The sequence below is a fragment of the Nonomuraea sp. NPDC050643 genome, assembly GCF_040654715.1.
Lineage (GTDB): Bacteria > Actinomycetota > Actinomycetes > Streptosporangiales > Streptosporangiaceae > Nonomuraea.
In genome coordinates, this window is sequence record NZ_JBFAIM010000015.1 from 85,263 (window position 1) to 98,915 (window position 13,653).

General features: G+C 69.6%; 12 protein-coding genes. 7 read left to right on the top strand and 5 right to left on the bottom strand.

From position 1 onward, the window contains the following. Positions 1–34: 34 nt before the first annotated feature. The 3 genes from AB0I15_RS21595 to AB0I15_RS21605 are packed head-to-tail and all read left to right on the top strand — an operon-like array spanning position 35 to position 2,778. Positions 35–1,171: a sensor histidine kinase gene (locus AB0I15_RS21595; protein ID WP_358098074.1), complete on the top strand. Its 1,137-nt coding sequence runs from the start codon at positions 35–37 to the stop codon at positions 1,169–1,171. Then, on the top strand, positions 1,168–1,761 hold the full coding sequence (locus AB0I15_RS21600) for a response regulator transcription factor (RefSeq protein WP_358098076.1): 594 nt from the start codon (positions 1,168–1,170) through the stop codon (positions 1,759–1,761). Before AB0I15_RS21595 ends, AB0I15_RS21600 begins: the two co-directional genes overlap by 4 nt. A gap of 48 nt (positions 1,762–1,809) precedes the next feature. Next, the gene (locus AB0I15_RS21605; protein WP_358098078.1) at positions 1,810–2,778 is read left to right on the top strand and encodes a hypothetical protein; all 969 of its coding nucleotides are present in this window, start codon (positions 1,810–1,812) and stop codon (positions 2,776–2,778) included. A gap of 142 nt (positions 2,779–2,920) precedes the next feature. On the opposite strand, the gene pstS is transcribed toward AB0I15_RS21605, so the two are convergent. From pstS to AB0I15_RS21630, 5 genes are all read right to left on the bottom strand, one after another. Next, the gene (gene pstS / locus AB0I15_RS21610) at positions 2,921–4,000 is read right to left on the bottom strand and encodes a phosphate ABC transporter substrate-binding protein PstS (protein WP_358098080.1); all 1,080 of its coding nucleotides are present in this window, start codon (positions 3,998–4,000) and stop codon (positions 2,921–2,923) included. 213 nt (positions 4,001–4,213) lie between these two features. Continuing rightward, positions 4,214–4,420 (bottom strand): hypothetical protein, encoded by a 207-nt coding sequence (locus AB0I15_RS21615; protein WP_358098082.1) that lies wholly within the window; start codon positions 4,418–4,420, stop codon positions 4,214–4,216. A 740-nt stretch (positions 4,421–5,160) separates the two neighbouring features. Further along, positions 5,161–5,679, bottom strand: coding sequence for a hypothetical protein (locus AB0I15_RS21620; RefSeq protein WP_358098084.1), 519 nt, complete (start codon positions 5,677–5,679; stop codon positions 5,161–5,163). A 136-nt stretch (positions 5,680–5,815) separates the two neighbouring features. After that, complete coding sequence (locus AB0I15_RS21625) at positions 5,816–6,706, bottom strand: helix-turn-helix domain-containing protein (RefSeq protein ID WP_358098086.1); 891 nt, start codon at positions 6,704–6,706, stop codon at positions 5,816–5,818. Between the two features lie 159 nt (positions 6,707–6,865). Beyond that, positions 6,866–7,906: an NAD(P)-dependent alcohol dehydrogenase gene (locus AB0I15_RS21630; RefSeq protein ID WP_358098089.1), complete on the bottom strand. Its 1,041-nt coding sequence runs from the start codon at positions 7,904–7,906 to the stop codon at positions 6,866–6,868. 315 nt (positions 7,907–8,221) lie between these two features. On the opposite strand from AB0I15_RS21630, the gene AB0I15_RS21635 reads away from it, so the two are divergent. The 4 genes from AB0I15_RS21635 (at position 8,222) to AB0I15_RS21650 (ending at position 13,650) form a co-directional block, all read left to right on the top strand. After that, positions 8,222–9,091 (top strand): branched-chain amino acid ABC transporter permease, encoded by an 870-nt coding sequence (locus AB0I15_RS21635; RefSeq protein ID WP_358098091.1) that lies wholly within the window; start codon positions 8,222–8,224, stop codon positions 9,089–9,091. Between the two features lie 11 nt (positions 9,092–9,102). Beyond that, the gene (locus AB0I15_RS21640) at positions 9,103–11,658 is read left to right on the top strand and encodes an ATP-binding cassette domain-containing protein (protein WP_358098094.1); all 2,556 of its coding nucleotides are present in this window, start codon (positions 9,103–9,105) and stop codon (positions 11,656–11,658) included. After that, complete coding sequence (locus tag AB0I15_RS21645) at positions 11,658–12,788, top strand: acyl-CoA dehydrogenase family protein (protein ID WP_358098097.1); 1,131 nt, start codon at positions 11,658–11,660, stop codon at positions 12,786–12,788. The genes AB0I15_RS21640 and AB0I15_RS21645 overlap by 1 nt, the downstream gene beginning before the upstream one ends. A 73-nt stretch (positions 12,789–12,861) precedes the next feature. Continuing rightward, the gene (locus AB0I15_RS21650) at positions 12,862–13,650 is read left to right on the top strand and encodes an enoyl-CoA hydratase/isomerase family protein (protein ID WP_358098100.1); all 789 of its coding nucleotides are present in this window, start codon (positions 12,862–12,864) and stop codon (positions 13,648–13,650) included. Positions 13,651–13,653 lie beyond the last annotated feature (3 nt).

The window sequence follows — 13,653 nt, forward strand, 5'->3', positions numbered from 1 at the left end:
CCCGGCGCCCCACCAGGACGAAGAGGTCGACATCATGGCCGAGACCGCGCAGCGACGACCAGAGGCATGGTTGACGTTCCGCGCCCGCCCGGCGCCGTCTCCGTCACGAGGCACGACACCCCATGTCAGGGGAGGGCGGTTCTGGAGCAGCGTCTATCTGCTGTTCATCTGGTTTCCGCTGCTGCCGTTCCTCGATACCGAGCCACCTGTCGGCCGGGTGCTCTTGGCGGTCGGCGGCCTGGTCGGCTTCGTCGCCTGCTATCTGCGGGTGGCGTGGACGGCGCTCGGACGTCCCAGGAGAAACGCGACGCCGTGGGCGCTTGGGCTGCTGTACGTGCTGTGGATCGCGCTGGTGCCCGCGCTTGGCGATCAGTGGCTGCTCATGTCGTCGTACTTCACCGTGGCCGCGCTGGTCGCCTCAGTTCCGCGCCGGGCCATGGTCGCGGGCATGGCGGTCATCGTGACGGGCTCCATCGGCGGGCTGCTCTACCTGGGCCTGCCGATCTCCGGCACCTGGTGGATCCCGCTGCAGTCCGTGTTGTTCGCCGGTCTGATCGACATGTTCCAGCGGTTTCGTGAGGAGCGGGCCAAGGCCGAACGACTGGCCGTCGAGAACGAACGGCTCCGCTTCTCCCGGGACATGCACGACATCATCGGACACAGCCTGTCGGTGATGACGTTGAAGACCCGGCTCGCCGATCGGCTGATCGAGCGGGATCCCGTACGGGCTCGCGAGGAGATCAGGCAGCTCGAGGAGCTGTCCAGGCAGGCGCTGGAGGATGTGCGCGAGGCGGTCAACGGCTATCGGGCGCTGTCGCTCCACGGGGAGCTCACGCGGGCGCGCGAGGCGCTGACCGCTGCCGGGATCCACGTCGCGGTGGTGGCCGACGACGTGCCGGCGGACGCGGAGTCGCTGCTCGCGTGGGTGGTACGTGAGGGCACCACCAATGTCGTCCGGCACAGCCGCGCCGGCCACTGCCAGATCAAGGTCTTCACCGATGGCGATCACGTCGTGGCCGAGGTGGCCGACGACGGCCTCGGCGGCGGCAAGGCGCTCGGCGATGGCAACGGGCTGCGCGGCCTGTCCGAGCGGCTCGACGCGTTCGGCGGCACCCTTGAGCGTTCGGCCACCGATGAGGGCTTCGTCCTGGTGGCCAGGCTGCCCGCGTGATCGGAGTCCTGCTGGCTGACGACCAGCATCTGGTACGGCAGGCGATGGCCGCCCTGCTCAGCTTCGAAGACGACATCACGGTGGTCGGCGAAGTCGGCACCGGCGACGAGGTGGCGGACGCGGTCACTCGACTTCGACCGGACGTGGTGCTGCTCGACATCGAGATGCCCGGCAAGGACGGCCTCACCGTCGCGGCCGAGCTGTCCGGCGTTCGCGTGATCATCCTGACCACGTTCGGCCGTCCCGGCTATCTGAGCAGGGCCGTCGACGCCGGTGTGGCGGGTTACGTCCTCAAGGACGCGCGAGCCGAGGAACTGGCCGACGCCATCAGGAAGGTGGCGGGCGGACGGAGGGTGATCGACCGCAAGCTGGCCGCCGCCAGCCGGTCCGCGGGGGCCAATCCCCTCACCGACCGGGAGCGGGACGTGCTGCGGGCCGCGGCGGACGGCGCGACGATCGCCGAGATCGCGCAGCGGCTGTTCCTGTCGGCGGGCACCGCGCGCAACTATCTGTCGAGCGCCGGCCAGAAGATGGGGGCGCGGAACCGGGCGGAAGCCGTGCGCGTCGCCGAGGACAAAGGCTGGCTTTAGGACGTTTGTCACTACTGACTTCGCCGCGCCGTCGGCACGCTGACAGACGTGTTCAAACGCATTCTTCCAGCACTCGGCCTGCTGGTTCTCGCGCCGCTGGTCGGCGAGTATCTCCTTGGCAACATCGCCATCGACGCCCTACCGATGATCATCGGGCTGATTCCGCTCTATGGCGGCGGCGCGCTGCTGATCCGTGAGGTCGCCCGCCGGTGGCGGCTGGGGTGGCCGGGGATCATCCTGCTCGGGCTCGCCTATGCCGTGATCGAGGAGGGTCTGCTGACCCGATCGCTGTTCGACCCCGACTATGTCGGGTTGCGGTTGCTCGACTACGGGTTCATTCCGGAGCTGGGCATCGGCGCCTACTGGACCGTGTTCGTCCTGGCCATCCATGGGGTGTGGAGCATCGCGGTGCCGATCTCGATCGTAGAGGCGGGCTCACGCCGGCCGGACACGCCCTGGCTCGGCAAGGTCGGCCTCACCGTGTCAGCCGTCCTGTTCCTGCTGGGCGGCGCGGTCCCGATCGCGCTGGCGGGTCCGGCCATCTACCCGCTGTCGGCCGCTCAGACCACGTGGACGCTGATCACGGCCGTCGCCCTGATCACCACCGCGTTCCTGTCCGTTCGATTCCGCCGTCCCCTCCTCCAGGTCACGCCGGCCGGCCCGTGGACCGTCTTCGCGACCACCATCGCGGCCGGGCTGGCGTTCTGGCTCCCCACCATGTCGGGCAGGCTGCCGTCCACCGTGCCCGCGTGGATCACGGTCGGCTTCTACCTCGCGCTCTACGCCACGATGACGCTGCTCATCCTGCGCTGGTCCCGGCGCATGGGCTGGGGTCCCTGGCACAGGTTCGCCCTGAGCGCCGCCGGTCTGGTCACCTACGCGTGGCACGGCTTCCCTCAGCCGCCGAGTTTCCCAGCGCCCGCGAATGTGGACCTCATCGGCAACACGGTCTTCGCACTGGCCGCCCTCGGGCTGCTCGCCTTTGTGGCGGTACGGCTCCGCCGGCTTGATCTTTAACCACGCCCGCCAAGAACTCTCCGGCCATCCCACGACGATCGCCTGAACGTCATGCGTTCCGGGCCCCGTCTTCTCTTCGGGCAGCCCCGCATGAGCGGACCGAGAGGTCGGCGCGCGTCCGTATCTTTGGTCGCCCCGATGCTCAGCTTGTGACGCCGAGCAGGGCACGTACATGGATGAGAAGGTCCTGTGGGAGTGGGGCATAGCCGTGCAGGGGGAGGTAGGACTGGCCCGCGTCGCTTGCGGTGTAACTCAGGAAGGTCCTTACCAGCGGGTCGGTGTTGTTCGAGCAGGTGATTTCGTAGGTGACCAGGATGATGGGGTAGGCGCCCTTGGCTTTGGTCAGGTAGTCGAACTCCACCACCAGATCATCGTTCTCGCCGACCATCCGGGCACCTTCGAGCGCCTCGGTGGCGCTCTGGGGTGAGAGCGCGATGAACCGGCCGGCGGCGTTGCGCACCTTGGCGGTGCGAAGGCGGGCGTTGCCGGCGAACCCGTACTCCACGTATCCGATGGACCCCTCGACGTACTGGACGAGGTGGGTGACCCCTGTGGAACCGGCCACGCCACGCCCGGCGCCGGTCCATTTTCTGGATGGCGGGTGCGGCCAGCGGCCTGTCGCCTGGAGATAGGAGGTGAGGTTGTGGGTGGTGCCCGAGCCGTCGGAGCGGTGGATGGGCCGGATGCGGGTGTGCGGCAGCCGCACGCCGACGTTGTCAGCGGCGATCTCCCGGGCGTCCCATCTGCTGATCCGCCCGGTGAAGATGGAGGTGAGGGTGGCGGGTGAGAGTCTCAGATCCGGTACGGACGGCAGGTTGTAGGGCAGCGCGATGGGGCCGACCACCATGGGCAGATGGACCGCCTTGGCGCCGCAGCGCCGGTCCGCCAGCACCTGTTCCCGTGGTTGCATCGCGACGTCGGAGCCGGCGAACTCGGTGGTGCCGGCGATGAAATCGCGGATACCGGCTTCTGACCCGTTCGCCTGGTAGTCCACGCGAAGATCGGGATGGATCCGATGAAACTCGGCACGCCACGCGTCCATCGCGCCCTTCTGCGCGGTCGAACCCGAGCCGGAGATCGACGCGGAGATCCGGGTGCCCCCAGGCACGTCGTCCACATCGTCGGGCGTCATTATCTCCATCCCGCCCAAGCCAACGAGGCAGGCGGCCACGATGAGGGCGACGAGCAGGGCCGGCCAGGCGGCCCATCTCAGGTTTGCCATCTCATCCAGACTATGGAGAGGCCATTTCTGTTCACGTTGATCAACCGTCTAGCTACGGACATCAATGAGTCATCAAGCCCCCGGTTCGGTTCTGCTTCCGCAGACGAACCGAACCGGCCTTCCCGGACGACACGACGGGCAGCACATCGAAGGCGGGGGCGAGCTCGCTGGTCGGCGGCACTCTACGTGGTCCGCACCGGCGGCCGAGAGGGCTCAAGGCCCTGGGGGGTTCTGAGGGCGGAGAGAGGGCGCGGGGAGCGGGTCCTTGCGCAGGCGGGCACTGATCTCGTCGCCGAGCACGGTGGTGAGCGGGCCGGACGCCGGTATGCCGAGATGCTCAGCGAGCAGGGTGCCGTAGAGGTCGGCGGCGGTCTCGACCAGTTCGCACACGGTGGCGGTGGCCGTGCTCGCCCGGACCATGCCGGTGGCGAACAGTATCGCGCCGATCAGATTCAGACGGGATTCATGACGGTGGCCGGTTCGGGGATCTTCACGGTGCCGGCGGAGACTTTCGTGCAGTAGACCGGGCAGGGCGTCAAATTCTGCGGCGAGGGGGCGACCTCAACGTCGACTACGACTTCTTCCAAAACCGCTGGTCCAGAATCATCCACCGCACTACTCCGCTCGCCGAGCGCACCGCCGCGTCGAACGAGGTATTTCCCAACGGGCTGCGCACCTGCCAGCGAGGCCGTGGTCTGGAGAACATACCGCGGATATACCGGACTCTGATTGATTATCGCTGTCCAAGCACCCGTTCCTCACCCGGGACCAAGGAACACTCATGAGAAAAATCGCAGCCGTCATGGTTATCGCCGCAGGCGCATTCGTCCTGATCAACCCTGGGGCGGCGCACGCGGCGCCCACCGTGTGCAAATCGGGCGTCAATCGCTACATGCCCAGCGCTCCCGACAAGGGAAGCGCCCTGTGCACGTCCGGAAGCGGACGCTTCCGCCTCCACCTGACGTGCTCGACCAAAAGCTCCGGTGGCTCGACCAGGCTCTTCAGCGGTCCATGGCGGTCGGTGGGCACACCGGGCACCAAATCATCAGCGGCGACGTGCCCGTTGACCCGTCCGTGGGGCGTAGGCACGTCCGTGGACTTCGAATGACGGCGAGCCGGGTCTAGTCGGATCAACCCTCGATCCAAGAAGTATTCCTTGGCTATGCTGCGCGTTCGCCGTCCGCTTCGCGGGCTCGCCACTCTCCATTGTCGGCGACTGTCACTCTCCGGCCTGTCGCTGGCATCGCGGTGCCGAGGTCGGTGAAGTGGCCGGCGTCGGTGAAGACACCTTTGTGGGTCAGGTACGTCAGCAGTCCGCGCCGGTCGGCAATGCCCAGCGAAGAGTGCAGGGCGATCGCCTCCCACACCCGGTCGACGTCCGCCGCGGCGATGCCGTGCTCGGTCAGTACGGTTGCCGCCAGATCGGCGCCCTCCACTTCGAACCGGGCCTGACCGGCCGCGAGGGTGCCCAGCCCCGGATCGTGCATCACGCAGGCGGCGAAGAGCAGGTTCTCGTCGTAAGCCGCGTCGTTCAGGCAGCCTTCCGGCTCGGCCAGCAGGCGGGCGAACAGGAAGCCGCGGATGCCGTGGCCGGCGATCGGCGTGCTCTCCGACTTCTGTACGAGGGCGAGGCTCGCCTCGGCCGGCAGCCCCGTGGGCAGGGTGGCTATCTCGTTCATGCCCCGACGGTATGAGGGCGGAGCAGGAACCGAGAAGAGGCCCGAGTACCGTGCATCGCCAGGATCAGGGTCATGGTTTCGACGAACGGACAGCACCAGGTGGCGGCCCTCGTCCTGCCCGGGGTGCCGGCGATTCTCAGTGAGGGTCTGGCGGCTTCAGCGGGTGGTACCGGCTGCGGAAGGTGGCTGGTGTGGTGCCGGCGCGCTGGACGAAGTATTTGACGAAGTTGCTGGTGTCGAGGAAGCCGAGGTGGGTCCCGACGGCCGCGACGGGTTGGTCGCCGTGGGCGAGAAGGCGTTTGGCCTCCAGTACGACGCGACGGTCGATGAACTCCTTGGCGCCGACGCCGGCCGCGGCGAGCGCGGCGAGCGCGGCCCGGGTCAAGGTGCGCGGCGAGTATCCGAGGGCGCGTGCGTAGTGTCCGACGTCGCGGGCCCGGGTGAAGTCGGTTTCGACGGCGGCGCGGAAGCGCTGGAAGGTCTCCGCGTGCTCGGCGGGCAGGGTGCCCACGGGTGCGGTCGCCTGGGTCAGGCGCAGCAGGAGCACGGCGAGCAGCCGCTGGAGGATGGCCGAGCGGGTGGGGGCCGGCATGGGGGTGGTGCCGTATTCGTGGGCGAGGTGGTCGAGGGCGCGGTGCAGGGCGGCGGCGTCCTCTCCGGTGATCTGCCACAGGGTGCGTCCGAAGGGGTCGTCGAGGCGGACGTCGGCGGCGGTGGCGGGGTCGAGGAAGTCGGGCTGGAACAGCACCAGAGTGCCGATGGCCGCGCCGAGGTCGCCGAAGCGCTCTACCTGGCCGGGGCGGACCCACAGCAAGGTGCTGTCGGTGACGGCGTAGTCGGCGAAGTCGACCATGTGCCACAGCAGCCCCTGTTCCACCATGAGGAGCAGGTGGAAGTCCGGGCGCTGCGCGCGGCCGGCTCCCTCGGCGTCCCGGGCGCCGTCCGCCCCGCCGTGGCGGTGCAGGCGGCGGCGCAGTTCGGCGATCGGCATCACCTCGACACCGACCGCGCCGGCCGCCGGTGGCACGTACTGGATCTCCGGGATCGTCCCCTCAGGAATACCGGAGCCTGTTCCGCCACCAGGACGAGCTGGTGGACGCATGACCGCATCGCCGATGTGGTGCAGGCGGAGGCGATGGTGGCGCGGTGCCCGCCCCGCCCCGCCCCAGAACCGGCGTTGAGCGTGTCAATCGGGCACTATGACGGCTCGTCCCTTCAGCCGTCCGGTGCGCAGCCGGGCCACCGCCTCAAGGGCGGCGGAGAGCGGGAACCGTTCGACCTCGACGTGGAGCGCGCCGGAACGGCCGAGCGAGATCACCTCGGTGAGTTCGGGGCGGGTGCCCCAGAACGGCAGTGAGATCCGAGCGCCCTGGGGGAGCGGGCCTGGTTTCCGGATGCTCAGCCGTCCGCCCCCGCTGCCGACCACCACGAGTTCCCCGCCGGCGCGCAGGCTCGCGGCGGCCAGATCAAGCGTTGAGTCGGCGCCCACGAAGTCGAGCACGACATCGACGCCGTGACCGCCGTTCGCGGTCCGCAGAACCCGGCCGGTGTCTGCCGACATGCCGGTGCTCAGGTGGGCTCCGCATCTGTCGGCGAGGGCCAGAGCCTCGTCGCGCACGTCGACGGCGAATATCCGGCTCGGTGTCATCGCACGGAGCATCTGGATGGCCAGGTGTCCCAGGCCGCCGACGCCGATGACGGCGACCGTCGAGCCCTCGCCCAGCGCCGGCCGGCATCGCTGGATGGCGTGGTAGGGCGTCAGGGCGGCATCCGTCATCGGCGCGGCCTGCAGGGGATCCAGGTCGCCGATCGGCTCGAGGTGGCGGGCCGATGGCACGAGGACGTACTCGGCCATCCCGCCGTCGCGGCCGAGCCCGGCCCCGGCCCACGGCAGCTCCGCCCTGCGGTCGCAATAGTTGTCCTGACCGGCCGAACAGCGCGGGCACTCACCGCAGCCCCATGGGCCGTAGACCGCGACGGGATCGCCGAGGGCGACGCCGGTGACGGCCGGGCCCACGGCCGCGACACGGCCGGCGATCTCGTGGCCGAGGGTGAACGGCGCCGGAAAGGACATGCCCGCCGGACCCGCGTCGAGGACATGCAGGTCGGAGTGGCACAGACCCGCCGCCTCCACCCGCAGCAGGACCTCGCCGTCTCGGGGGGACGGCCGCTCGACGTCGGTGAGGACGGCCGGCAGGCCCCAGCCCGGAAGCCTGAGCGCTCTCACCGCGCCACCCGGCTCGCCGTGGTACGGGGTGCGGCCACCGTTCGGCCGCCGATGATCGACGTCAGCACGCCTCCCACATTAGTAAACTGAAGTCGGTTCACCAAAATCCGACGGCTCCGGTGAGGATCCCTCACGTGCCGCCGATCCGCCACCGCTGTGAAGAGCGGGGCGATTCGACGGGTGGGCAGGACGCGGACGGCCGGTCGCCTATTGCTGGTCGCCCGTTCCTCATCTAGAGTTCTCGAACTGAGTTCAATTTTGGTTCGGGGGTGCCTGCCGGAGTCAAGCCGCCCCGCCAAGAAGGTGACGGTCGGAGTGGATCAGTTTCTGCTTGTGCTGGTGAGCGGTATCGCCAGTGGCGCGATCTACGGCTTGATGGGCCTGGGCCTGGTGATCATCTACCGGGCGACGGACGTGGTGAACTTCGCCCTCGCCAGCCTGGCCACGCTGGGCCTGTACGTGGCGATCACGTTCCGAGACATCGGTGTCGCGATGCTGGTGGGGGTGTTCGCCGCGATCCTGGTGACCGCGGTGGTCGGGGTGATCGTCCGGGAGGTGGTGATCCGGCCGCTCGGCCAGGGGCAGTTGTTCTCCGCGCTCGTGGTGACGATGGGTGTCTCGCTCATCGTCGAGAGCGTGGTGGACTCGATCTGGGGCACCCAGCCGAAGACCTTTCCCAGCCTGGTGGACGGCACCATCCGATGGGGTGACGCGGCGCTGCCGACGCAGAGCCTGGTGACCATCGGCATCGCGGCGGCGGCGATGGCGGCCGTGGCCTTCCTGTTCGGGCGCACCACCCTAGGGTCGGCCATGCGGGCCGTCGCCGAGTCCGCGGACACCGCCCAGCTCATCGGCATCAGCGCCCAGCGCGTCGCGCGGATCGCGTGGGCGCTCGGCCTGGCCCTGGCGGCTCTGGCCGCCTGCCTGTACGCGCCCCGATCGGGGCTGGTGCCCACCGTGCTGGCCGCGCCGCTCTTCCGGGCGTTCGCCGGAATCTTCCTCGGCGGTCTCACGAGCATGTACGGAGCCGTCATCGGCGGGCTGACCGTCGGGGTGCTGGAGAACATCGCGGCCAGCTACGTCTCGGCCAGCTTCCGCGACACCTTCGTGTTCTCGTTCACCATCCTGGTGCTGCTGATCCGCCCGCAGGGCCTGTTCGGCACACGCACCTTCCAGCGGGTCTGAGGAGCAGACACATGGTATTCACCCGCTCGAATCTCGCGTGGGCCGCGCTCGGCCCGGTCGCCGGGCTGGCGCTCATCGCGCTGATGCAGGCTGAGGCGATCCCGGCCTACCAGGCCTATTCGGTCGCCCTCGCCGCGGTCTACGCCATCGTGGTCCTCTCGGTCGGCCTCCTGGCCGGCTGGTCGGGGGTGTGGTCCGTGGGCCACCCCGCGTTCGTCGCCGTGGGCGCCTATTTCGCGGCGTTCGGTGGCGCGCATCAGTGGCCGCTGGAGTGGGTGCTCGCGGGGGCGATCGGGTCGTGCGCGCTGATGGGCGCCTTCCTCGGGTACGCCGGGGCCAGATTCTCGGTGCTCTACATCGCCCTGCTGACGTTGGCGTTCAGCCTGGTGTCCCTGGAGGTGATCAACCGGTGGACCAGTGTGACCGGCGGCGATCAGGGCGTGGCGGTGTCCCCCTTGAGCAGTGCGCTCGGCCTGGGCTCGGTCCCGGGCGGCGGGAGCGAGGCCCAGCATGTCGCGGTCCTCGTGGCGGGCCTGGTGTTCGCGATCGCGGTCTTCGCCAGGTCGAGCGCGCTGCGCATGCGACTGGTCGCCGCGAAGGCACACCCGCTGGTCGCCCGTTCCGTGGGCATCGTGCCCGAGGCGCAGACCGCACTGTCGTTCGCGGTCAGCGCGGCGTTCACCGGCCTGGCCGGCGTGCTGCTGGGCCTGATCACCGGCTTCGTCAGCCCTGACACGTTCTCCCTGAACTTCGGGGTCACCATCATCGCGGCCTGCGTGCTCGGCGGCGTCGGCTCGGTGTTCGGCGCCGTGGTGGGCGGCGTCTACCTGGCTTGGGCCCCGACGGTGGCCGACGCCGTGTCGGTGCCGCAGCCGGTGGCGCAGGGCGTCCTGCTGATCGCCGCGCTGATCTTCCTCCCCGGTGGAGTGGTCCCGTTCCTGGGCTCGCTGCAACGAAGGGCGCTGGGCAGGCGAGGCCCCGGCCTCCTCGACGGCGAGCATCACGTCAGCGCGGCGCCCGCCGAGAGCGGGGACGGCGTTCCCGCCACCCCGGCGAAGGACCGGCCGGCCGTGGACGACGTGGCACCGTTGCTGGTCGTCGATGGCCTGTCCGTGCGATTCGGGGGTCTGAACGCCCTGGAGAGCGCGTCGCTCGACGTACGGCCCGGCGAGGTGCTCGCCATCATCGGCCCGAACGGCGCCGGCAAGACCACGCTGCTCAACGCCGTCTCCGGGCTCATCGGCGGCGCGCGGATCAGCGGCACGGTCGACTACGCGGGTGTGAAACTGATGGGGAAGAGGGCCACCGCACGGCGCGGGCTGGGCCTCGCCCGCACCTTCCAGCACGCGGAGACCTTCTCGGAGCTCACGGTCGCGGAGAACGTGCTGTGCACGAAGCGCTGGCCCGGCGCGGCGGACCGCACCCGGGCCGAAGAACTGCTCGCCCTCACCGGGCTCGCCGACGTGGCCGACCGCTATCCGGCCGAGCTGCCCTTCGGGCTGCAGAAGCGCCTGGACCTCGCCCGGGCGATCGCCGAGGAGCCCAAGCTGCTGATCCTGGACGAACCGTTCGGCGGCCTGGACGCCACAGAGCGCCAACTGGCCGCCCAGCAGATCATCCGCCTGCGTGCGCAGGGCGCCGCCGTCGTGATCATCGATCACGTTCTGGACGACCTCTTCGCCGTCGCCGACCGGGTGGTCGCCTTCGACTTCGGCAAGCCGATCGGCTCCGGCGCGCCGGGCACCATCCTGAACGACCCACAGGTGCGGTCGTCGTACCTCGGCCTGATCGCCACACGCGCCGAGCTGCCGGCTCGCGCCGGCGATACCGCCGCCATCTCCCTGCGCGACGTCAGCCACCACTACGGTGGTGTCGCCGCCCTGCACGACGTCTGCCTGGACATCGGCAAGGGCGCGGTCATCGGCGTCGTCGGAGCGAACGGCGCGGGCAAGAGCACGCTCGGCAGGATCATCCACGGCTCGCTGCGCCCGTCGTCGGGGCAGGTACGGATCGGCGACCCCGGCGCGCGCCCGATCCGCAGCAGCCTGGTCCCCGAAGGTCGTGCCCTCTTCAAGACGCTGTCGTTGCGGGAGAACCTCGAAGTGGCCGGTTACGCCGTGGGCGTGCAGGGCTCGGCCCTGCGCGCCCGCCTCGACGAGACCGCCGCATGGCTGCCGGAGCGGCTGCGCGGCCGCCTCTCGATGGCCGCGGCCGGGCTGAGCGGCGGAGAGCAGCAGATCCTGGCCATCGCACGGGCCCTGATGGCCCGGCCGGATGTGCTGATCCTCGACGAGCCCGCGCTAGGGCTGGCGCCGGCCCTGGTCGACGAGGTCTACGCCCGGATCAACCGGCTCGCCCGCGACGGGATGACGATCGTGCTCCTGGAGCAACTGCTCAGCCGGGCGCTCACCTCCTGCCACGAGGTGGTGGTGCTGCACGAGGGGAGGGTGGCCGCCCGCGGCGACGCGTCGGACCCTTCGTTCGCCGAGACCGCTGAACTGGCCTATTTCGGTGGAGAGGCCGCGACCATGCTCACGCTACGCGACGTGAACGAACTGGAGGCTTGATGCTCGACGTCGATCCGGCGCTGCTCGGCGACACCGATGAACGCAGGCAACTACGGGAGGTCCTGCGCGACTTCTTCACCGAAGCCTCCGCGTCGGCAGGCATACGCGAGCACGTGGCGACCGGCCACGGACACGACGCGGCACTGTGGGCGCGGATGGCCGCGGAGCTCGGCGTGCAGGGCCTGGCGATACCGGAGGACTACGGCGGGTCGGGCTTCTCGTTCGCGGAGCTCGCGGTGGTCTTCGAGGAGGCCGGGCGGGCGCTGCTGTGCGCCCCCTTGCTGTCGACCACCGTCGCGACCTACACCCTGCTGCTCAGCGGAGATCACCAGGCGTGCGCCCGCTATCTTCCCCGGATCGCCGAGGGCACTCTCACCGCGACGGTCGCGGGCTTCGACGACGACCGCGGTGGTGACGGCGGGCTGCGAGCCAGGCAGGGGAAGGATGGGTGGGTCGGAAGCGGAGCGGCCGACTTCGTGCTCGACGGGTGCGGCGCCGGCCTGATCCTCCTCGCGGCGCGGACCGCCGATGGGCCAGGTCTCTTCGCGTGCGAGCGTGACGCGGGAGGTCTCACCCGGACGGCCCGGACGGTCTTGGACGGCACCCGTCCCCAGGCCTTGGTCACCTTCGCGAACACCCCGCTCGTACGGATCGGGCCGCAGGGGAGCGCCGCCGCGATCACCGGGCGGGTACTCGACATCGGGCGGGCCGCGCTGGCCGCCGAGCAGGTCGGCGGGAGCGCGCACGCGCTCGACGCGACCGTGTCGTACGTGTTGCAACGCCGCCAGTTCGGCCGGCAGATCGGCTCCTTTCAGGCGGTCAAGCATCGGCTGGCCGACCTGCTGGTCGAGATCGAGGCGGCGCGTTCGGCCGCGGTCTACGCGGTGGCGTGCGTCACGGCCTCGTCCGAGGATCTGCCCATGGCGGCGAGCACGGCGAAGGTGGTCTGCTCCGGCGCCTACCGCCGGGCGACCGCCGAGTACGTGCAACTGCACGGCGGCATCGGCTTCACCTGGGAGCACCCCGCCCACCTGTATCTCCGCCGCGCCCGTGCGGCGGAGATCCTGTTCGGCACGGCCGACGACCACCGGGCACGCCTGAGTGACCTGCTCGGGTTCAACGCGGCCTGACATGCGTAAGACCGGCCCTTGACAGGGCCGCACCGGCCCTTGAAACTGTACTGAATTCAGTTTAGGAGGAACAGTGGCGGTAGAAGACGAGATCCAGTTCGAGCGGGATGGGAACGTCGCGCGAGTGTGGCTCAACCGGCCATGGAAGAAGAACTGTGTGACCCTGCCGATTCTCAAGCGGCTCGACGAGATCATCACCGAGGTCGACGCCGATCCCGACCTGCGCGTCCTGGTGCTGCGCGGCCGGGGCGGCACGTTCTGCTCGGGCTTCGATCTCGACGAGCTGCAGGCCGACTACATCGGCAGCAGCACGGCCATGGACGTGGCGGTCATATCGGCGAAGGTCTGCGACCGGCTGTACTCGATGAGCACCCCCTCCGTGGCGGTGCTTGAGGGACACGTCACGGCCGGCGGCTTCGAGCTGATGATCTCCTGTGACTTCGCGATCGCCGCGGACGATGCCAAGATCGGTGACTTCCACATCCGCCGGGCCCTGTTCGGCGGGGCGGGGCCGATCTACCGGGTGCCTCGCATGATCGGCATCCGCAAGACCAAGGAGCTGATGCTCACCGGCAAGCTGCTGTCCGGCGTCGAGGCGGTCGACTTCGACCTGATCAACAAGTCGGCGCCGGCGGAGGAACTCGATGCCACGGTCGAGGAGTTCATCAGCCACCTGACCGACAAGAGCCCCTTCCAGATGCGGATCACGAAGATGACCATCGACCGCAGCCTGGAGGCCGACATCCAGTCGCTGATGGTGATGGAGCACCTGGCCGTCGGTGTGACGCTCAACTCCCAGGACGCCGCCGAGGGCGTGGCCGCGTTCCTGGAGAAGCGCGAGCCGAAGTGGAAGGGCCGCTGACCG